The sequence below is a fragment of the Streptomyces pimonensis genome (assembly GCF_041380215.1).
Taxonomy (GTDB): Bacteria; Actinomycetota; Actinomycetes; order Streptomycetales; family Streptomycetaceae; genus Streptomyces; species Streptomyces pimonensis.
In genome coordinates, this window is the sequence record NZ_JAHWZY010000019.1 from 101,739 (window position 1) to 122,282 (window position 20,544).

Sequence of the window (20,544 nt, forward strand, 5' to 3'; positions counted from 1 at the left end):
CCGTGCCGTGCGTCAGGAGGCGGTCGTGCAGCCGACGGTCGCCGCCGGGGCGGTGGAGGCCGCCGGGGCGGTGGCGATGAGACCGAAGGCGGTACTGGCTCCGGGCGCCAGGGTCCCGTTCCACCGCGCCTCGGTGACGGTGGCCGTGCCGTCGGCGGCCGTGCCGAGGGTGCCGTTCCAGACCTGGCTCACCCGGGCGCCGTCGGCCGGTACCACCGTCACCGTCCAGCCCGTGACGGGGGTGGCGGAGGTGTTGCGCACCGTCACCTCGGCCTGATAGCCGCCCTGCCAGCTGGAGACCGCCCGGAAGGACGCGGTGCAGCCGGGGCCGTCGGGATCGTCCGGACCGTCGGGGACGCCCGCCTCCAGGAGCGCGGCCAGGGCCGGGAACCAGCGCGCGGCGATCTTCTCGTTGCCGGCGGCGTTCGGGTGGACGCCGTCGTAGGTGTCGGTGGCCGTGTCGAACCCCGTCCACTGGTCGACCACGGTCACCGGGGAGCGGTCGGTGCTCGTCGCCGCGGCCCACGCGGGGATCCGGGCGTTGAGATCGACCACGCGCCGGGCGCAGGCGGCACAGGTGCCGGGGTTCATCGGGATGATCTGGGCGACGAGGACCCGCATGTCCGGGTTGGACTCCCGCATCTGTCCCACGAGCCTGGTGTAGGCGGTGAGGATGCGGTCGGGGGAGACGTTGCTCCAGACGTCGTTCGTGCCGAAGTGCATGACAACGATGTCCGGCAACGTCGCCGCCAGCCGTGCGGGAAGCAGGTCCCGGTCCGCCACGTCGGTGACCAGTTCGCCGCCGTGGCCTTCGTTGTCCCCGTCGTGCGCCACGCCGCAGCCCTGCGCGGGCAGGGTGCCGACGAAGTCGACGTCCGTGTGTCCGGCGTCCAGCAACCGGTTCCACAGCAGGGCCCGCCAGCAGCCCGGCGACCCGGTGATGGAGTCGCCGAGCGGCATGACACGCACCGGGCCGGCCGCCGCCGGCGAGGCCGTCGCGGTCGGTGCGGGGATCGGGCCGAGGGGGAGGAGCAGGGCGGCCAGCAGGCCGAGGAGCGGAAGCCTGCGTAAGCGCAGGGGGTGGATGCCGCGCATGGTTGGTCCCCTTCCGTGGAGGATGTGGGAGCGCTCCCATGCAGGACATCAAGCCACTGTTGTCATTGACGCGTCAAGAGGTCGGGCCGAGGTCGTTGTCCGCGAAGGGCCGGGCTCCGCGCCACGGCTCGCCCGGCCGCCGTGGCGGATGGGCGGGGGCCGTGGCAACCGTACGGCCGGGCGTGCTGCGGCCCGGGGGCTGCCCGGAACACGTGCGGCAGCGGGGCGGACGAGCCACCGCGGCGCGCGACCGGCGGCGCGTGGGACGCCCGGTGCCCGAGTCCGCCGAGCGGCGCCGCCCGCGGGGCGGACCCGCCCTCGGGGCCGCGGCCGGGCGTCCCGTGCCGTGGGCACGGCCGACGGACCGCGGGCGCACCGGCCGGCGTGATCCGTGCCTGCCCGTCGGGGCACGCGCACCCCGACGGGCGGAACCCGCCAGCGGTCGGCTGCCGGCGCCCTTCCCGGACGGCGCCTTGCGCACCAGCGGCCAGGCCGGCAGCAGCACGACGACCGCGTGAACGCTCACCGAGAACGGTGTGTCGGCCAGCCCCGTGACGTTGCCGTCGCCGATCTGCAGGGCGCGGCGCATCTGCTGTTCGGCGGCCGGGCCGGGAACGACGCCGATGACGGCGGGCAGCACCGGCTGTCCGTACCGCCGCATTCCGAAGCCGGTCAGGCCGATGACCAGCAGCACCAGGTCGACCACCTCACCGCCGAACGCGTACGCGCCCACCGCCGCGAAGAACATGATCCCGGCGTAGAGGTACGGCCGCGGGATGCGCAGCAGCTTCGCCCGTACCGGGGCCGGCGGCAGGTTGAGGGCGGGCAGCGGCACCATGCCGACGAACAACGAGGCGACCAGGTCCCACACCAGGTCGGGTTCGCGTTCGAAGAGCAGCGGGCCGGGCTGGATGCCGTACTGCTGGAACGCGGCCAGCATCACCGCCGTGACCGCCGTGGTCGGCAGGCCCGGGGTCGGCATCGACACCAGCGTGCCCGCCGCCGAGGCCGACGCCGCCGACTCCGGGCCCGCCACGCCCTCGATGGCGCCCTTGCCCCACTCGTCCTCGCGCTTCGGCAGCCGTTTCTCCGTGATGTACGACAGGAAGGTCGGAATCTCCGCGCCGCCCGCCGGGATCGCGCCGAACGGGAACGCCCGCGGTCGGGAGGCCGAGCGGGCATGAGCGCGGAGGCCGCCGGGCTGGTCGAGCGCACCCTGCGCGAGGCCGACGGCACCCTGTCGGCCACCGGGTGCGCCGCCCCGGCCGGGGACTGGCGGGTCAGTGCCTGCCGGTGCCTGGAGTGCTTCCGCACCGTGGGCGCCGCGGAGGTGACGCTGCGGTACGGGGTGGCGGGGCGACCCGAGCAACGGTACCGGTTCCCGGGGCGGGGCGGGGGGACTGTCACCGGGGGAGGGACGCGGGCGCAGGAGGACCGGGTTTCGGTTCCGGCCGGTCCCGAACAACGGGGGCCGGGGTTGTTCCTGTCGGCGGGCGGGCCTAGGGTCGACGGCGAGGGAAAGCGCTTTCTAAAGTTTCCCGTCCTGCCTTCGCCGTCGTTCCGAGGAGCGCCGCATGTCCTTGCCCCCCGTCCGCCGCCGTGTCGCCGTCGTGGGCACCGGCGCCATCGTCAGCGCAGGCCACCTGCCCGCGCTGCGCGCCCACGCCGAGCGCACCGAACTGGTCGCCGCCGTCGACGTGGACCGGGGCCGGCTCGACGCCTTCCGCGAGTCCGCGGGGGAGCGGGTCGCCGGGTTCACCTCGATGAGCGCGATGCTGGACGCCGTACGGCCGGACCTGGTGCTGATCGGGACCCCGCCGTCGCTCCACCGGGAGCAGACGGTGGCCGCGCTCAAGGCCGGCGCCTGGGTGCTGTGCGAGAAGCCGCTGTGCCTGTCGCTCGCCGAGTACGACGACATCGCGGCCGCCGAGGAGGCCTCGGGGGCGTACGCGTCCGTGGTCTTCCAGCACCGCTACGGCTCCGGTGCCGTCCACGCCCGCGAGCTGATCCGCAGCGGTGAGCTGGGCGCCCCGCTGGTCGCGCACTGCCAGACCACCTGGCACCGGGACGCCGCGTACTACTCCGTGCCCTGGCGCGGACGCTGGGCCACCGAGGGCGGCGGGCCGACGATGGGACACGGCATCCACCAGTTCGACCTGCTGCTGCACCTGCTGGGGGAGTGGGAGGAGATACGGGCCATGGCGGCGCGCCTCGTCCACGACACCGAGGGGGAGGACGTCTCCACCGCCCTGGTCCGCTTCCGCGGCGGTGCGCTCGCGACCGTCGTCAACAGCGTGCTCTCGCCGGACGAGGTGAGCCGCATCCGCGTCGACTGCGCGGACGCGACGGTCGAACTCACCCACCTGTACGGGTATGCCAACGACGACTGGAGCTACACCCCGGCCCGGCACGTCCCCGCCGAGCGTGCCGCCGCCTGGCGCACCCCGGCGCTCGACGTCCCCAGCTCGCACACGGCCCAGCTGGAGACCCTGCTCGACGCCTACGACGCCGGGGTGCGGCCACCGGGCAGCGGTCAGGAGGCGCGCGGCACACTGGAGTTCGCCGCCGCGCTGTACAAGGCCGCGTTCACCGGGCGGCCGGTGCGGGCCGGCGATATCACGCCCGGCGACCCCTTCCACGCGGCCATGCACGGCGGCCGGCTCGACTGGGCGGCCGAGGAGCGCGCATGAGCATCCACGTCATCCACCGGCACGGCGAGTCCGTCTCGGTGACGGCACCGGACGGCACCGAGATCCTCTGTTACGTCTACCGGCCCGACCCCGAGCCGTTCGAGTCCCGCAAGCCGTACGCCCATCCGGTGCGCACGCTCGCCGGGCACACGGTGACCGGGTACCGGCCCAACGACCACCGCTGGCACAAAGGGCTGCAGATGACGGCCAGCCACCTGTCCGGGCAGAACTTCTGGGGCGGCAACTCCTATGTGCACGGGCGGGGTTACCTTTCGCTGCCCGAGCGGATCGGTTCTATGCGGCACGACGGCTTCTCCGTGTTCGCGGCCGGGACGGAGCGCTTCGACTGCACCGAGGACCTCACCTGGGTGGAGAACGGGGGGGCCGAGTGGGCGCGTGAGGAACGCGGGCTGAGCGTCCACTCGGTGGACCTGGCGGCCGGGGCCTGGGTGCTGGATTGGTCGATCCGGCTCACCAACCTGCGTGACGTGGCACTGGAGTTCGGCTCGCCCACCGCCGCCGGCCGTGAGATGGCCGGCTACACCGGGCTGCAGTGGCGCGGACCGCGCGACTTCACGGGCGGTACGGTCCTCGTGCCGGACGTCGGCGAGGGTGCCGGTGCCGAGGCCGGGAAACTCATGGGCACACAGGGGCCGTGGCTCTCGTTCAGCGCCGAACACGACGAGCACGACGGCCACTCCACGCTCGTCTTCGCGCACGCACCGGAGAACCTCGACGGGAGCGCCGTCCACCCGTCGCACTGGTTCGTGCGCTCGCAGCCCGTACCGTCGGTCGCGTTCTCCTGGGCGTTCTTCGAGGAGTTCGCGCTGCCGCCGGGGGAGTCGTTCGCGTACCGGTACCGCATCGTGGTCGCGGACGGGGTGTGGGACCGGGAGCGGGTGGAGACGCATCTGAACGGTCTGCTGTGGTGAGCGGTCCCGCTCCACTCCCCGGCGCGCTCCTGGTTCAGGCCGATCAGCGGTACGAGACCCGGGGGCTGCGGGACCGGCGGGCCTCCGAGGTCGCACGCCTGCTGGCCGCCGCCCACCGGTGGCGCCCGGTCACCGGGGACCGGAGACCGGAGACCGGGACGGCTGCTGCCACCTGCTCGAGGCGGTCCTGAATCCGGAGGGCGGCATCTTCTGGGGAGAGAGTCCGGTCCGGGGCCTCGTCAGTGAGGAGTACGAGCTCGAAAGCCCCGATGGGGACTGCTCCGAGGCGCTGTGGTCGGCCATCGGCGAGTGTGGCTTCCTCAGTACGTCGGAGGGCTGCGCCCTCTTCGACGGCGGCGAGACCCTCCCGCTCCCGATGCCCTCGGCCGCCGCCTGCACGGGCCGGCCCTGGCGGACGGCCACGAGGACGTGGCGCACGCCCTGACCCATGCCTTCGGCGAGGCGACCTGCCCCCGGTGCGGGAGGCGCTGCTCCGTCGTCGGACAGGTCGTCGCTCGTTCGGGCTGAGCCCGCGGGCGCGGGAACGCGGCCGGCGGGCGGCCCGGGGCGCCCGCCCCCGTCACCGGCGTCCGCGGAGCGGGCCGCGCCGGCGTCCGCGGGTCACGGCCGGCGCAAGAACCGCATCCGGTGCGGGGCGTACGACGCCGGAAGACGCGCCGCCCCCACGGCCAGCGCGGTGGCGGCGCTGGCGATGCCCAGGATCGCCCCGGCGGCCACATCGCCCGGATAGTGCACACCCGTGTGCACCCGCGAGTACCCCACCGCACACGCGAGCGCCCCCAGCGGAGCGGAGGCCGCGGGCAACACCGTCCCGACCGCAGTGGCGAACGCGACCGCCGACGCCGTGTGTCCCGAAGGGAACGACGCCGACGTCGGCATGGGCACATGCCGGTCCACGGTCACCCGCGCGGCCTCCCGGTCCGGCCGCGCCCTGCGCACCAGCCGCTTCCCCAGCAGGTTCGCCGACGCCGACGCCACGGCGACCGCCCCCACCCCCGCCAGCGCCGCCCGCCGCGGTCGTGCCCCGCTCAGCGCGAGGACCCCGGCGATGGCGAACGAGATCTTGGAGTGGTCGGCCGTGTGCGACAGCCGGCGCAGCGCACGGTCGAGCGTCGGCGTCGGCGTGGCGGCGACCGCCGCGTACAGGGCGCCGTCCACTGCTCTGAGGTCGCCGAGGGCCGCGGCGACGACCCTGCGCAGCCCGTCGGCGGGCGGTACGGTCCTGGTGAGCGGACGGGTGGCGTCCTGGTCGGTGGTGGGCGGCTCGCTCATCTGTCTCTCCCGCGGTGTCATCGTGGGCGAATCACCAGGTGCCCACGGTACGCATGATCCATCCGCACGGACTCGCCCACCCCGGTCAGCCGGTCCGGAACGCACGCAGGCGCAGCGAGTTGCCGGCCACGAGGACCGAGCAGAAGGCCATGGCCGCTCCGGCGAGCATCGGGTTGAACAGTCCGGCCGCGGCGAGCGGCAGGGCGGCGACGTTGTAGTTGTGGGCGAAGGACCGGAACGGGGAGGCGATGGCACGGACGGTGACGGGGGCATCGAGGCGCCGGGCACGGTCCTGAGTCAGCGCTTCACGGCCTTCAGGACCACGAACTTCGGGTCCGAGGCCACCACTTCGCTGTTGCCGAACAGCCGTCGCAGCTTCACGTGGTACCCCAGGTGACGGTTGCCGATCACCCACAGTTCGCCGCCCCGGCGCAGGGTGCGCCGGGCACCGGTGAACATGCGCCAGGCCGTGGCGTCGGTGGTCGCCTGGTGGGAGTGGAAGGGCGGATTGTTCAGCACGAGGTCGACACTGCCGGCCGGTACGCCCGACAGGCCGTCGCCGACCCGGAACTCGGCCTGTCCGGAGACGTCGTTCTCCCGGTACGTGGCCTGCGCGGACGCCACCGCCTGGAACGACTCGTCCACGAACAGCACCTCGGCGCGCGGATCCGCCAGCGACATCGCCGTACCGACCACGCCGTTGCCGCAGCCCAGGTCCACCACCCGTCCGCCTTCCCCGTCGGCGGGCAGATGGCGCAGGAAGAACCGGGTGCCGATGTCGAGGCGGTCGGCGCAGAAGACACCGGCGTGGTTGACGACCGTCGCGCCCGACACCGGGCCGATGCCGTCGGGCAGCGTGTAGCGGTACGGCCAGGGGTTCGCGGGACGCTCCCGCGCGGGGTCGGGCGTGCAGAAGACCAGCCGCGCCTTCTTCTCGGCGAGCGAGGTCCTGGTCGGGCCGAGGATCCGCTCGAAGAGGTCCAGTGTCGAGGTGTGGATCTCCTTCACCATGCCGGCGCCGACGACGACCGTGTCCTCGTGCACCGCCGACGCCAGCCGCAGCAGCTGGTCCTCCAGCAGCGCCAGGCTCTTCGGCACGCGGACGAGCAGGACGTCGATCCGGTCCGGCGGGGGATCCTGCGTGGTGAGCAGCCGGACCGTGCCCGGCTCGACGCCGTTGCGCGCCAGGTTCGCGCGGGTCGCCTCCTGCCCGAGCCAGGAGTCGGTGATCTGCGTCGGCCGGTGCGCGGCGAGCGCCGTGACCAGCGCGCCCCAGCGGTCGCCGACGACCACGACCGTGCCGGAGGGCGGGACCCGCCGTTCGGCGAGATGCCTGAGGAGATACTCGTCGGACGCGTCCCAGGCACGCAGCCTGTCCCGCGGGTCCTCGGGGAAGCGGGCCAGCACCGGCTCGCCCCACGCAGTCGTCATACGGTCGTTCATCGTCCGACCAGGCTAGCCCAGCCGCAGCTCAGGGCGCGTCCGGCAGGATGGGAGGCATGGACACCGAGCTGTTCCCCAGGGCACGCGGCGAGATCGCTCCCGGCGCGGTGCACGTGCCGGACTGGCTGGACGCGCGGGAGCAGCGCGAACTGCTGGACGCCTGCCGTGACTGGGCCAGGCCGCCCGCCGGACTCCGTACGGTCCGCACGCCGGGCGGCGGCACCATGACCGCCCGGCAGGTGTGCCTCGGATGGCACTGGTATCCGTACGACTACGCCCGCACCGTGGTCGACGGCGACGGCGCGCCGGTGAAACCGTTCCCCGCGTGGCTCGGCGAGCTGGGCCGCCGCGCGGTGACCGAGGCGCTGGGCGCGGAGGCCGTACGCGGCGCCGCGTACGACATCGCGCTCGTCAATTTCTACGACGGCGACGCCCGCATGGGCATGCACCGCGACGGCGACGAGAAGGCGGACGCGCCCGTGGTGTCGCTGAGCCTCGGCGACACCTGCGTCTTCCGCTTCGGCAACACTGCGACCCGCTCCCGCCCCTGGACGGACGTGGAGCTGCGCAGCGGCGACCTGTTCGTCTTCGGCGGGCCCTCCCGGCTCGCGTACCACGGCGTTCCCCGGGTGCGCGCGGGCACGGCGCCGCCCGAGCTGGGGCTGTCCGGCCGGCTGAACGTCACGCTGCGGGTCAGCGGCCTGCGGTCCGCCCCCAGTTGCGGATCATGACAGACTCGCGTGCATGAGCGGGAAGGCGGACCCCCGGCCGGCGGGGGAAGGGACCACCTCGAGGACGCGGCTGGACCGGGGGCGCGGCGCGCTGGGACCCGCGCTGGAGCTCGTGCACACCGGACGCGCGCCGACCCGCGCGGTGCTCACCGCCGAGCTGGGCGTGACCCGCGCGACGGCCGGTGCGGTCGCCGCCGAACTGGAGGCCCTCGGGCTGATCCGGGTGGACGCCCGGCCCGGCGCGGCGGCCGGTTCGCAGGGGCGCCCCTCGCACCGGCTCTCGGTCGCCGAGGACGGGCCCGTGGCGCTCGCCGCGCAGGTGCACTCCGACGGCTTCCGGGCGGCCCTGGTCGGGCTCGGCGGCCGTATCGTCGCCACGGCGCCCGGCTGCGAGGTCGTCGACGCCGACCCGGCGAAGGTGCTCGGCTCCGTCGTCGCGGCCGGCGCCGAGCTGCTGGAGGAGACCGGGCGGCGGTGCGTGGGCGCCGGGCTCGCCGTGCCGTCGGCGGTGGCCGAGCCGGAGGGACTCGCCCTCAACCCCCTGCACCTGGCCTGGCCCGCGGGCGCCCCGGTACGGGAGATCTTCGCCGAGCAGGTGCGCGCGGCCGGTCTGGACGGGCCCGCCTTCGCGGCCAACGACGTCAACCTCGCCGCCCTCGCCGAACACCGGCACGGCGCCGGGCGCGGCTCCCGCGACCTGCTGTGCGTGGCCACCGGCCACCGTGGCGTGGGCGGCGCGCTGGTGCTCGACGGCCGCCTGCACTCGGGCAGTTCGGGTCTCGCCCTGGAAGTCGGCCACCTCGCAGTCAACCCCGAGGGCCGCCCCTGCCACTGCGGCAGCCGCGGCTGTCTCGACGTCGAGGCGGACCCGCTGGCCCTGCTCACCGCGGCGGGCCGCGCGCCGGGCCCCGAGGTGTCCCTGCTGAAGCAGGCCGACGACCTGATCCACGGCCAGTACGACGACCCGGACGTGCGCACCGCCGCCGAGTCCCTCATCGACCGCCTCGGACTCGGCCTGGCCGGACTGGTGAACATCCTCAACCCGGACCGGATCATCCTCGGCGGACTGCACCGCACCCTGCTGGAGGCCGACCCGGACCGGCTCCGCGCCGTCGTCGCCGACCGCAGCCTGTGGGGCCGCAGTGGCGGCGTCCCCATCCTCCCCTGCACCCTGGACCACAACAGCCTGGTCGGCGCGGCGGAACTGGCCTGGCAGCCGGTGCTGGACGATCCTCTCGGGGCACTGGTGTGAAACGAAGACGTTTTGACCGGCAGACGGACAGAAAGCCGACTCCATGACCGAAAAACTCACCGTCAGCGTCCTGGGCACCGGCATCATGGGCGCGGCGATGGCCCGCAACCTCCTGCGCGCGGGGCACACCGTACGGGCCTGGAACCGCACCCGTGCCAAGGCCGAACCGCTCGCCGCCGACGGCGCGCACCTCGCCGGCACCCCCGCCGAGGCGGTCGAGTCCGCCGACGCCGTGCTGACCATGCTGTACGACGGGCCGGCCACCCTGGAGACGATGCGTCAGGCCGCCCCCGCCCTGCGTGGCGGGACCGTGTGGGCGCAGTCCACCACCGCGGGCATCGAGGGCGTCGCCGAACTGGCCGGTTTCGCCCGTGAGCACGGCCTGCTCTTCTACGACGCCCCGGTCCTGGGCACCCGCCGGCCCGCCGAGGCCGGACAGCTGACCGTGCTCGCGGCCGGCCCCGCCGAGGGCCGGGACAGGGTGGCCCCGGTGTTCGACGCCGTGGGCGCCCGCACCGTGTGGGCGGGGGAGGACGGCGCCACGGCCGGAGCGACCCGCCTGAAACTGGTCGCCAACAGCTGGGTGCTCGCCGCGACCGCCGCCACCGGGGAGGCCCTGGCTCTGGCCAAGGCACTCGACGTCGCACCGGACGGCTTCTTCGACCTCATCGCCGACGGCCCGCTCGACATGGGCTACCTGCACGCCAAGGCCGGGATGATCCTCGAGGGGCGGCTGTCCCCGGCCCAGTTCGCCGTGACGACCGCGGCGAAGGACGCCAGACTGATCGTGCGGGCCGGCGAACAGCACGGGGTCCGCCTGGACGTGGCCGCCGCGAGCGCCGAACGGTTCGAGCGGGCCGACGCCCAGGGCCACGGCGACGAGGACATGGCCGCCGCCTACTACGCCAGTTTCGACGACGACCCGACCACCTGACCGGCCGAGCCGCGAGCACGAGGGAGTCCGAGTGTCCAAGCCCCCGCTTCCCCCCGAGGCGCAGGAACTGCTGCGCAAGCCCAACCCCTGCGTCATGGCCACGCTGCGCTCCGACGGCGCGCCCGTGTCCACCCCCACCTGGTACCTGTGGGAGGACGGCCGCGCGCTGATCAACTTCGACGAGGGCCGGGTGCGTCTGAAGCACGTCCGCCGCGACCCCCGCGTCACCCTCACCGTCCTGGCCGGCGACGACTGGTACACCCACGTCACCCTGCTCGGCCGGGTGACCGAGATCTACGACGACGAGGACCTGGCCGACATCGACCGCCTCTCCCGGCACTACACCGGCGACCCGTACCCGAACCGGGAGCGGTCGCGGGTCAGCGGCTGGCTCGAGGTCGAGCGCTGGCACGGCTGGGGTGCGCTGAAGGACAGCGACCAGTCCGGCTGACCGCCCGCTCCGCGGGCGCGGACCCCGGGGGCCGGCCACGGCGAGGGCGCGGACGGGCGCCCCGGGGTGTCCGGGCGGCCCGGCGCCGGGGACGGGAGGGACCGCGTTCACCACTGACGTCCCCGGGGGCAGCCGGCCCCGTTCCGGTGCCCACACGCGCAGCACCTCGAAAGCCTCGCCGTCCGTCTCGGGCGCGTCGTGCGTCCGGAGAGAAGCGCACCGGCCCCCAGCGGGCGGTGGACACGGCGGCCGCGGCGAGCACCGCGCCGTCCCGACCGGCCGTACTCCCGCACCTCCTCCTCGGCCGTCTCGCCCGGGAGTCCCCGTCCGGCACGGGACGCCGGTGCCGTGCGGCGACGGCGGCCGGTGCGTCCGCGGCCGCCCCCTCCTCGTACGCCAGGCCGGTCCACTGCCGTACCGGGGAACGTCCCAAGGCGTCGGCGATGTCCTGGAATCCGCCGCGCGGAGGAAGGCGTTCATGCCCTCGACGGCCGTCGGTCCCGGACGAGCGGTTCGGCCGGCGCGGCGAGGGAGCGGGCGATGACCACCGGTGCGTTCGCGGGGCGCGTGGCACGGATGTGAGCCGGGGCGGGCACGCGCGGTCCGGCGCTCGCGGAGCGCCTCCCCCGTGAGGCGGGAGGTGTCCTGCCGCTCACGGGGCACCTACCGGCCCCTCAGGACGTCGAACGGGGGGTGGCCGCCCGCGGATCGAGGAGCGCTCAGCCGGGGACGGGGGAACGGGCCGGGGCCCGTTCGCAGTGATGCTCCCCGGTGGCGTGTTCCACGAAGGCGGCCTCCGCGAAGCGGTGGTCGGCGGGCTCGTCGGCCGTGATCCGCGGCTGGCGGTCCCAGGCGGGCGCGGCGGCCGCGGTCGGTGTCGGCAGGGTGAACCACACGGTCTTGCCCGACTCGCCGTCCGGCACAGCGCCCCAGCTCTCGCTCATCGCGGCGACCATCGCCAGTCCGCGCCCGCACGTGGCGAGCGGGCCCGCCTCCGCCACGACCGGCAGGCGCGGGTCGTGGTCGCGCACCGACACCTTGAGCCGGTCGAGCAGCAGCTCGATCTCGACGGTGCACGTCTTGTCGGGCAGGGCGTGCCGGTGGACGTTGGACAACAGCTCCGTGACGCCGAGCGAGGCCCGGTCTATCAATGAGTCCATGTGCCAGTAGCGCAACTGCGCAGAGACGATTCTGCGGACCTGGCCGATCCGCGACGGCAGGGCCTGGAGCTCCACCGCGCAGTGTCTGCTTGGGTGAGTGATCACGGCTGCGACTCCCCGACGTGAGGTCCGGAAGAACACGGAAGGCGGATCCAGCAGGGCGCCTGCGTGACGCTGCCGCCTGCTGTCGTGGCCGGCGGGCTGGTTCGTAGCGTTGTCGCCGGTAAACCCAGAGTGACGTGAGACCAGCGTGGCGTACGAGGTGAAGTGACGCAAGTCACGGTCATCTCAGGCGCCGCGTCCCGACGCCCGGCGTACGGCCTCGATGAAACGGCGGGCGGCCGGCGGACCGGGCTCACCCGGCGCGGGGTCGTGGCCGCCCAGGGTCAGCGAGTACCGCTTGCCGTTGAGGTCCGCGAGCGCCCGGTCCTCGGGCGCGAACCAGGGCCTGGACGCCCGTACCGCCTGCACCGGCGCGCTGTCGATCTCGCTGCCGTAGCTGGTGAGCAGCTCCAGCCGCCCCTCGTTGATCCGGACCTGGCCGGCCCGGGTGAGGGAACGCAGCCGCTTGCCGATCCGCACGCCCGTGGCCGTGAACTCCGGCTCCGCCATGCCGTCCGCCCCCTTGTGCGCGTCGGTGTGCCGGACCGTGCTCCACGGGCCGGCTCCTGCCCAGCTCCAGTGTGCCCCCGTACGGGGCCCTGCTCACGCCGGTGCAGTCTGCCCGCACCCGTCGCCGAGCACCAGTGCGCGCACCTCCGTTCCCCGGGCCCGGGGTGTGCTCGCGCCTATGCGCCCCCCTGTCGCATCCTGCGCTCCCCAGGGGTGCCTTTGAGTGGTTCAAAGGTGTGTTTATGCAGGTGGGAGGCGGTGTGGAGGATGCCTATGATCGGAGTGCCGGCCGCGCGGGACGCCGTCGGCGCTCAGCCTAAGGAGCCCCGCCGTGAGCACTCCCCGACAGAACCCGACCGGCACCACCCTCGACATCGACCACAGCGACGCCGCCTACCGGTCCTGGCTGAAAGAGGCCGTGCGCAGGGTGCAGGCCGACGCCAACCGCTCGGCCGACACCCACCTGCTGCGCTTTCCACTGCCGGAGCGGTGGGGCATCGACCTCTACCTGAAGGACGAGTCGACCCATCCGACCGGCAGTCTCAAGCACCGGCTGGCCCGTTCGCTCTTCCTCTACGGGCTCTGCAACGGCTGGATCCGCCCGGGCCGGCCGGTGATCGAGGCGTCCAGCGGTTCCACGGCCGTGTCGGAGGCGTACTTCGCGAAGCTGATCGGCGTGCCCTTCATCGCCGTCATGCCGCGCACGACGAGTGCCGAGAAGTGCCGCCTGATCGAGTTCCACGGCGGCCGGTGCCACTTCGTGGACGACCCCCGCACGATGTACGAGGCGTCCGCCGTCCTGGCGGCGGAGACCGGCGGCCACTACATGGACCAGTTCACCTACGCAGAGCGGGCCACGGACTGGCGGGGCAACAACAACATCGCCGAATCGATCTTCCGCCAGCTGGAGCTGGAGCGTTTCCCGGAACCCGCGTGGATCGTCGCCACGGCCGGCACCGGCGGCACCTCGGCGACCCTCGCGCGCTACGTCCACTACATGCAGTACGACACCCGTATCTGTGTCGCCGACCCGGAGAACTCGTGCTTCTTCCAGGGCTGGACCACCGGCGATCCGGACGTCGCCTGCGACCGCGGCTCCCGCATCGAGGGCATCGGCCGGCCCCGCATGGAGCCGAGCTTCGTGCCCGGCGCGATCGACCGGATGATGAAGGTGCCCGACGCGGCCAGTGTCGCCGCCGTGCGGGCCCTGGAGCGGGTCATCGGCCGCAAGGCGGGCGGCTCCACCGGCACCGGGCTGTGGGGCGCGCTGAAACTCGTCGCGGAGATGGTCGCGGAGGGCAGGCGGGGGAGTCTGGTGACGCTGCTGTGCGATCCCGGGGACCGGTACCTGGACAAGTACTACTCGGACGCCTGGCTGGCCGGGCAGGGCCTGGACATCGCGCCGTACACGGCGGCGATCGAGTCCCTGCTGCGGACCGGCGTCTGGCCCGACTGAGGGGCTGCCCCACGAGCCGGCGGTCCAGCGAGGTCACCGCGGAGCGGAACGTCCGCCCCGGTCCCGGCCGGGCGGCCCTCAGCAGGAGGCGGAAGGGCCCCGCGTCGTCCACCGTGCCCGCGTGCCCGTCCCGGCGGCCCCGGGGCGAGCCGCCGCTCCTCGGCCAGGGCACGGGCGCCCGGCGCGTTGGTGTCGTACACCTCGGGTTCCTCGCTCACGAGGGACGTCTCGCGGAAGCGGGCGCCGCCCCGGAGCCGGGGCCCACGCCTCCGCGCCGTCGTCGAGCGGACGGGCCGGCGTGACCGGCCCGAACCGCTCTGCCCAGCCGGTCACGTCCTTCGCGAGCGCGCGGTGGACGCGCTCCGGCGCGGCGGTGATCTCCCGCTCGAAAAGCGGGCGTACGGGCGCGGCCCGGACGAACTCGTGCCCCACGGGGCGCAGACGGTGGGCCATGGACGTGGCCTCCTCGACGGAGAGCGGATTCGGCGGTGGACGGGCCGCGGGCCCCTCAGGCGTCCGCGGTCTTCGAGGACGCCCCGGGCTCGCCCGCCACCACCAGCCGCCGCAGATGCTCGGACACCTCCGCGCGTGCCTCCCCGGGCAGTCCGGAGTCCGTCACCAGGGTGTCGACCTGCTCCAGGGAAGCGAACGAACTCAAGCCCACCGTGCCCCACTTGGTGTGGTCGGCGACCACGACCACCCGTCGGGCCGACTGCACCAGACGCCGGTTGGTCTCCGCCTCCGCGAGGTTCGGCGTCGACAGTCCCGCCTCCACCGATATGCCGTGCACCCCGAGGAACAGCAGGTCGAAGTGGAGCGCCGCGATCGCCTGGTCGGCCACCGGCCCCACCAGCGAGTCGGACGGCGTGCGCACTCCGCCGGTCAGGACGACGGTGGCCGCGTTCTGCCGGGACCCCGAGGCGCGCTGCGCCGCGTGGAACACATCGGCCACCCGTACCGAGTTGGTGACCACCGTGAGGTCGGGAACGTCGACCAGCCGGTGCGCCAGCGCGAACGTCGTCGTACCGCCCGAGAGCGCGATCGCCGCGCCGGGGGGGACCAGTTCGGCCGCCGCCCGCGCGATGTCCTGCTTGGCGGTCGGCTCCAGGCCCGACTTGGCCTCGAACCCGGGCTCGTGCGTACTCGCCTCCACCACCGGGACCGCTCCGCCGTGCACCTTCTCCAGCACGCCCTGCCGGGCCAACGCGTCGAGGTCGCGGCGGACCGTCATGTCCGACACACCGAGCTTGCGGGTCAGTTCGTTGACCCGGACCCCGCCCCGGCGCCGGACCTCGTCGAGGATCAGGGTGCGCCGCTGCTCCGCGAGCAGGTTCTGATTCTCGCTCACGTACGCTCCGGTCCTTTCGCCGCAAACCGCCCGACATGTCCCGCACCCTCTGCGACGGACGGGTTCCCGCCCGTCATCGGTGCGCGGGCGTCCCATCCTCGCACGCCGTGCCCCGGACGGCGTCACCAGTGACTCGTCGCGCACATGCCATTGATTTCCCGCATACGGCATGCCGCATGCGCGTCGCACGGATCGGGGAGATTACGTGACGAGAGGTGTGAGCCGTTCCGCCACGGGCGATCCTGTGTCCGCGCGGACGGAGCCGACGGGGCGTCACGGGGGAAGTGCGGATCGTGGAGAGCGAGCAGCGAGGCGGACCGGCCGAGGGGGCCGGGAGTCCCGCCACGTGGCCCGGGGGCCCCGGGGCCTCCCTGGAACTCCTGGTGCACGGGGTGGGCGGCACCACCCCCGAGGAGATGCTCGACGACCCGCGCACGGTGCGGATCACCGGTGACGACACCGCCGCCGTGTTCCGTCGCGCCGACGACGTCGACGCGGAGCGGCGACCCGCCGAACGACGCGAGGGGCCCGTCCCCGAGGCCTACGTCTGGTGCAACCTCACCTCCGGGAACGGCATCCGCGCCCTGTGGCTGCTGCTGCTCCCCTTCATGGTGGTCAACCTCGCCCACTGGATGCGTCCCACCGCCCGCGGCCACCGGCGCACGGTCCGGCTGTACGGGCTGCTGGTGCGGCTGGCCGGACTGAGCCTGACGGTGCTGCTCGTCGCGGCCGCCTGCGAGGTCGCCCTCGACCTGGCCGCCTGGCAGTGTGCGGGCACGCACGCGTGCGCCGTACGGCACCCCTGGCTCGGCTTCCTCTCGCCCGGGACGTCCGACGGCGGCTGGTGGAGCACACCGGGCCGCAGGCTGGCGCTCGCCTCCCTGGTGCCCGTCGCTCTCACCGGCCTGCTGTGGTTCCTGTCCCTGCGCACCTGGAGCGCCTACGAGTCCCAGCAGCCGATGACCCACGACCCCGGGCCGGAGGAGGACGGCGGGTGCACCGCACTGGGCCGGCCCGGGTTCTGGTACGGCCGGCGTCTGGGCGCCCGGCTGCGCGCCGCGCACACCGCCGCCGGACTGCTGACGGTCGCCGCCGCGGTCGGCTCCGCCGCCGCCCGCCACGACCGCGGGCCGGGCGGCCCGGCCGTCCTGGGCGTCCTGGGGACGCTCCTGGAGGCGGCGCTGGCCGTCGGGGCGGGTGTCGTGGTGGCGGTGGTGTGCCGCCGGGGCCGCACCGAACGCCGCCTGGACGGCGAACTGGACCGGCGCCTGGTACGGTGCCTGCCGCTCGGCGCCCTCGTCCTGCTCGCCTTCACCCTGCTCTACGCCGGGTGGGAGCGCCCCGGCTGGGAGTCGGCGGGCCGGCTGCCGGGCGACGCCGCCTTCGGCGCCCTCGCCCTCGCCCAGGGCCTGCTGGTGATCGTGCTCGCCGGGGTCGCCCACAGCCTGCACCGCACCGACCCCGGCCGGCGCGCCGCGATGCGCGGCCTGGCCGGGCCGGCGGTCGCCATGCTCGCCTGTGCGCTGGGCGGCGTCATGTCCGGCGGCGTCTCCCAGCGTGTCTCCGACTGGCTGGACGGCACCGGGACCTCGATCCCCGGCCCGCCGGTACTGCTCACCTGGCAGGCGTCCGTGATCCCGCCGCTGCTCCTGCTGCTGGTGGTGCTGTGCGGCTGGCTCGCCCGGCGCGCCTGGCACATCGCCCGAGGGGAGCGCGCCGCCGTGGAACGCGAGTACCCCGGCGAGACGGGCGATTCCGGCCGTACCCGCCGTATCGCCTCCGTGCGCGCCGTGGCCGCGCTCACCGACCGCGGACCGCGCGTCCTCGCCGTCACCTCCGCCGCGACCCTGCTGCTGGGCGCCGGCGCCCTCGTCGGCGCCCTGACCACCGACAGGACACCCGGCGAGGCGACACGGGGCTCGTACGCCGTCGTCCACGGTGCCGCCGAGACCGCACAGGCGCTGGGCTCCTGGCTGATCGGACTCGGCTTCATCCTCTTCGTCACCTGGGGCCGCCGCGCCTACAAGGACGCCTCCGCGCGGCGCACCATCGGCGTCCTGTGGGACGTCGGCACCTTCTGGCCGCGCGCCGCGCACCCCTTCGCGCCACCCTGCTACGCCGAGCGCGCGGTGCCCGACCTGACCTGGCGCATCGCCACCTGGACCCGGGCCACCGGCGGCCGGCTGGTGATCTCCGGCCACTCCCAGGGCAGCGTCCTCGCCGCCGCCACGGCCTGGCAGCTCCCGCAGTCCACCCGCAGACGCGTCGCGCTGCTGACCTACGGATCCCCGCTGGAGCGGCTGTACGGCCGCTGGTTCCCCGCCCACTTCGGACCGGACGCGCTCAGCTCCCTGCACCGGGAGGTCGACTGCTGGCGCAACCTCTACCGGCGCACCGACCCCATCGGCGGCCCGATGCGGCTGCCCGGCGACCGCGGCCCCGACGTGGACCGCCCCGCGCTCAAGGACCCCCTCGCCTACGGCCGCACCGAGACCCACCCGCTGCCCGCGCCGATCCTCGGCCACTCCGACTACCAGGCCGATCCGGCGTTCGCCGAGGAGCGCCGCCGCCTCCTCGCCCGCCTGCGTCCCGGGGTGCCGGCACCCCGGCACACGGGGGAGCCCGACGGTGCTCAGGGCAGCGGAGGCAGGTCCTCGGCGTAGAGGAGGGTCAGGTCGTCGGTGGTCGGTTCGTCGAGCTGGGCCACCCGGCTCGCGTGTCGTTCGACCATCGCCTCGAAGGTCTGCCGCGCGGTGCGTCCGTTGCCGAACGCGGGCCCCTTGGGGATCTCGGTGAAGTACGCCAGCACCGCCTCGTCGGCGCCCGGCGCCAGCCGGTACTCGTGCTCCTCGGCCTGCTGCCGCACGATCCGCAGCAACTCCTCGGGTCCGTAGTCGCCGAAGGTGATCGTCCGTGAGAAGCGGGACGCGACACCCGGGTTGACCGACAGGAACCGCTCCATCTCGGCCGTGTAGCCGGCCACGATCACCACCACCGCGTCCCGCTGGTCCTCCATCAGCTTCACCAGCGTGTCGATGGCCTCCTTGCCGAAGTCGCGCCCGGCGTCCTCCGGGGAGAGCGCGTACGCCTCGTCGATGAACAGCACACCGCCGCGCGCCTTCTCGAACGCCTCCTGGGTGCGGATCGCCGTGGAACCGATGTGCTCGCCGACCAGGTCCACCCGGGACACCTCGACCAGGTGCCCCTGCTCCAGCACCCCGAGCGAGGCGAGGATCTCGCCGTACAGACGGGCGACGGTGGTCTTGCCCGTGCCGGGGGATCCCGTGAACACCAGATGCCGTTTGACCGAGGCCGCCTTCAGGCCCGCTTGCTGCCGACGCCGGCCCACCTCGATCATGTCGGTGAGGGCGCGCACCTCGCTCTTGACGCTCTCCAGGCCCACCAGCGCGTCGAGTTCCCCGAGCACGGCCTTGGACGTGCGGGCCTCCCGCTCCGGCTCGGGAGCGGGCTGCGCCGGTTCGGTCGTCCGGGCGGCGGGGACCGTGCCCAGCAGACCGGTGGTGCGGCCCACCGGCTGCGCGACCGGCTCCGGCGAGGCCGGCGGCCTCGGACTCCCGCTCTCGTCACTGGTGCAGTCCTCCACGACGGGACCGCCCGAGCCGGACGCCGCGTCGCCCTCGGCGAACTCGTACCCACCGCGTGCGCAGCGCTCCGTACGGCACTTGCGCAGTGTCGTGCGGCTGCCGTCGATCACATGGAAGCCGTAGCCACCGCTGTCCGTGACCCGGCAGTTCACGAAGGTGCCGCGGCCGCCGGCGGAGACGTAGACGCCGGCCTCGGCGGGGGAGCCGACGGTGCAGCGCTCGACGGTGGGGTCGGCGCCCTTGGTGACGATGACGCCGGTCTGCACGGCGTCCAGGGAGCAGTTGCCGAGGGCGCCGCCGCTTCCGTGGTCACGGAACCAGGCGCCCGTCGCCGCCTCCCGGATCCGGCAGTCGTCGAGCTGCGCGGTGGCGCCGTCGCTCACCGACACGGCCGTGTTGCGCACCTGCGTCAGATCGCTGTCGACGACGTCCGCACGGGAGCCGCGGTCGAGCACGAACAGGGCGTCCGGCACGTCGTGCACCCGGCAGGATTCCAGTACGGCGGTGGCGCCGTCGCTCACCCACACCGCCGGGTAGTCGCCGGTGCTGTCGAAGATCTCGCACTGGTTGGCGTCCACGCGCGTGCCCGGGTCCCACACCGACAGGCCGTTGCGGCCGAACTGCCGCACGCTGGTGCGGGTCAGGGTGAGCACCGAGCGGGACCGCAGGTCGACCGCGTTCTCCGGGATGTCGTGGATGCGGCAGTCGGCCAGCGTCAGTACCGCGTCCGTGTCGAGCGTGACCCCGTCCCCGGTCGTCCGGTGCACATCGCAGTCGGTGAGGTGCGCGGTGGCGCGGCCGGTGACCTGGACACCGCTGCCCCGCACCTCGTAGACCTCGCAACCCACCGCCTCGAGCGCCGAGTTCTCCCCGGTCGCGGTAAGTCCCGAGCCCGAGGCGTGGTGCACCCGGCAGCGCTCCAGCCGGGGACGGGCGCCGCCGCGCACCGCGACCCCCGCCTGCCCCGCGGCGACCACCTCGCACTCCTCGAACACCCCGCCCCCGCCGTCGACCACGGCGATGCCGGCCCCCGCGGGGTTGTCGACCGTGCAGCGGCGCACCGTGGGCCGGGCGCCGCCGCGCACCTCGATGCCGGCCGCGGACCGGGTGACCACGCGTATGTCGCGCAGCTCCGGAGTACCTCCCTCGACCAGCACGGCCGGGGCGGTGGTGTCCTGCCCCTCCACGTGCAGGTCCTGGACCACCGCCGAGGCGCGCACGGTCAGCGGGACGCCGTCCGGGGGCGTGATGCGCACCGAGCCGGGTGAGCCCTCGGGGCCGCGCAGGGTCACCGCCCGCTGCACGACGAGGTTCTCCCGGTAGGTCCCGGGAGCGACGGTGAGCACGTCGCCCTCGGCCGCGGCCTCCAGGGCGGCGGCGAGCGATGCGTACTCACCCGTGCGGCGTCGCCACCTCGATGTGCCGGTGTGCGTCACCTGGACCGTGCCCTGTGCCATGGCGTAGCTGTGCCCCCACCCTGTCGTACGTGGCTCGTTCGCGCGCGTGTCGTCGCCGATCGGTTCGGCCGGACCACCGTAGCGT

The 20,544-nt window shown here is 74.2% G+C and carries 17 protein-coding genes and 2 pseudogenes; 9 read left to right on the plus strand and 10 right to left on the minus strand.

Annotated features, from left to right (window positions below; translation table 11 throughout):
• Positions 1-12: 12 nt before the first annotated feature.
• A complete protein-coding gene (locus KYY02_RS20350; protein WP_371239862.1) occupies positions 13-1,095 on the minus strand; it encodes a GDSL-type esterase/lipase family protein in 1,083 nt (360 codons plus the stop codon).
• A 472-nt stretch (positions 1,096-1,567) separates the two neighbouring features.
• A pseudogene (locus KYY02_RS20355) lies at positions 1,568-2,248 on the minus strand (tripartite tricarboxylate transporter permease); the annotation flags it as partial.
• 421 nt (positions 2,249-2,669) lie between these two features.
• Between KYY02_RS20355 and KYY02_RS20360 the strand changes: the two are divergent.
• The 3 genes from KYY02_RS20360 (at position 2,670) to KYY02_RS20370 (ending at position 5,162) form a co-directional block, all read left to right on the plus strand.
• Positions 2,670-3,785, plus strand: a complete 1,116-nt coding sequence (locus tag KYY02_RS20360; RefSeq protein ID WP_371239864.1) for a Gfo/Idh/MocA family protein — start codon at positions 2,670-2,672, stop codon at positions 3,783-3,785.
• The gene (locus KYY02_RS20365; RefSeq protein ID WP_371239866.1) at positions 3,782-4,717 is read left to right on the plus strand and encodes a DUF6807 domain-containing protein; all 936 of its coding nucleotides are present in this window, start codon (positions 3,782-3,784) and stop codon (positions 4,715-4,717) included. The genes KYY02_RS20360 and KYY02_RS20365 overlap by 4 nt, the downstream gene beginning before the upstream one ends.
• A 118-nt stretch (positions 4,718-4,835) precedes the next feature.
• A complete protein-coding gene (locus KYY02_RS20370) occupies positions 4,836-5,162 on the plus strand; it encodes a hypothetical protein (RefSeq protein ID WP_371239868.1) in 327 nt (108 codons plus the stop codon).
• Between the two features lie 176 nt (positions 5,163-5,338).
• Here the strand turns inward: KYY02_RS20370 and KYY02_RS20375 are convergent, their stop codons facing one another.
• Entirely contained in the window at positions 5,339-6,010 is a 672-nt protein-coding gene (locus KYY02_RS20375) for a phosphatase PAP2 family protein (RefSeq protein WP_371239870.1), read from the minus strand.
• Positions 6,011-6,307: 297 nt separating this feature from the next.
• Entirely contained in the window at positions 6,308-7,441 is a 1,134-nt protein-coding gene (locus KYY02_RS20380; RefSeq protein ID WP_371239872.1) for a methyltransferase, read from the minus strand.
• A gap of 68 nt (positions 7,442-7,509) precedes the next feature.
• Here KYY02_RS20380 and KYY02_RS20385 point away from each other — a divergent pair, with 68 nt between their 5' ends.
• Genes KYY02_RS20385 through KYY02_RS20400 form a run of 4 tightly spaced genes read left to right on the plus strand, consistent with a single transcriptional unit; the run spans position 7,510 to position 10,821 of the window.
• Positions 7,510-8,184 (plus strand): alpha-ketoglutarate-dependent dioxygenase AlkB family protein, encoded by a 675-nt coding sequence (locus tag KYY02_RS20385; RefSeq protein ID WP_371239874.1) that lies wholly within the window; start codon positions 7,510-7,512, stop codon positions 8,182-8,184.
• A gap of 13 nt (positions 8,185-8,197) precedes the next feature.
• Complete coding sequence (locus KYY02_RS20390) at positions 8,198-9,436, plus strand: ROK family protein (RefSeq protein ID WP_371239876.1); 1,239 nt, start codon at positions 8,198-8,200, stop codon at positions 9,434-9,436.
• A 43-nt stretch (positions 9,437-9,479) separates the two neighbouring features.
• Entirely contained in the window at positions 9,480-10,370 is an 891-nt protein-coding gene (locus KYY02_RS20395; RefSeq protein ID WP_371239878.1) for an NAD(P)-dependent oxidoreductase, read from the plus strand.
• A gap of 31 nt (positions 10,371-10,401) precedes the next feature.
• Positions 10,402-10,821 (plus strand): PPOX class F420-dependent oxidoreductase, encoded by a 420-nt coding sequence (locus KYY02_RS20400; protein ID WP_371239880.1) that lies wholly within the window; start codon positions 10,402-10,404, stop codon positions 10,819-10,821.
• Here KYY02_RS20400 and KYY02_RS20405 read toward each other — a convergent pair.
• The 3 genes from KYY02_RS20405 to KYY02_RS20415 all read right to left on the minus strand — a co-directional run bounded on the left by KYY02_RS20405 (position 10,751) and on the right by KYY02_RS20415 (position 12,593).
• Positions 10,751-11,395, minus strand: a complete 645-nt coding sequence (locus KYY02_RS20405; RefSeq protein WP_371239882.1) for a DUF4865 family protein — start codon at positions 11,393-11,395, stop codon at positions 10,751-10,753. The genes KYY02_RS20400 and KYY02_RS20405 overlap by 71 nt on opposite strands.
• A gap of 145 nt (positions 11,396-11,540) precedes the next feature.
• Positions 11,541-12,086: an ATP-binding protein gene (locus KYY02_RS20410; RefSeq protein ID WP_371239884.1), complete on the minus strand. Its 546-nt coding sequence runs from the start codon at positions 12,084-12,086 to the stop codon at positions 11,541-11,543.
• A 183-nt stretch (positions 12,087-12,269) separates the two neighbouring features.
• Positions 12,270-12,593, minus strand: a complete 324-nt coding sequence (locus tag KYY02_RS20415; RefSeq protein ID WP_371239886.1) for a hypothetical protein — start codon at positions 12,591-12,593, stop codon at positions 12,270-12,272.
• Positions 12,594-12,924: 331 nt separating this feature from the next.
• Here KYY02_RS20415 and cds1 point away from each other — a divergent pair, with 331 nt between their 5' ends.
• Entirely contained in the window at positions 12,925-14,049 is a 1,125-nt protein-coding gene (cds1, locus tag KYY02_RS20420) for an L-cysteine desulfhydrase Cds1 (RefSeq protein ID WP_371239888.1), read from the plus strand.
• A gap of 13 nt (positions 14,050-14,062) precedes the next feature.
• On the opposite strand, the pseudogene KYY02_RS20425 reads toward cds1, so the two are convergent.
• Positions 14,063-14,502 (minus strand): annotated as a pseudogene (locus tag KYY02_RS20425) (SRPBCC family protein); the annotation flags it as partial.
• A gap of 55 nt (positions 14,503-14,557) precedes the next feature.
• Entirely contained in the window at positions 14,558-15,397 is an 840-nt protein-coding gene (locus KYY02_RS20430; protein ID WP_371239889.1) for a DeoR/GlpR family DNA-binding transcription regulator, read from the minus strand.
• Between the two features lie 416 nt (positions 15,398-15,813).
• On the opposite strand from KYY02_RS20430, the gene KYY02_RS20435 reads away from it, so the two are divergent.
• Positions 15,814-18,060: a hypothetical protein gene (locus KYY02_RS20435; protein ID WP_371239923.1), complete on the plus strand. Its 2,247-nt coding sequence runs from the start codon at positions 15,814-15,816 to the stop codon at positions 18,058-18,060.
• Here KYY02_RS20435 and KYY02_RS20440 read toward each other — a convergent pair.
• Positions 18,030-20,459 carry a right-handed parallel beta-helix repeat-containing protein gene (locus KYY02_RS20440; protein WP_371239891.1) on the minus strand — a complete coding sequence of 810 codons (2,430 nt, stop codon included), beginning with the start codon at positions 20,457-20,459 and terminating at the stop codon, positions 18,030-18,032. The two genes, KYY02_RS20435 and KYY02_RS20440, sit on opposite strands and share 31 nt — an antisense overlap.
• Positions 20,460-20,544: the final 85 nt, after the last annotated feature.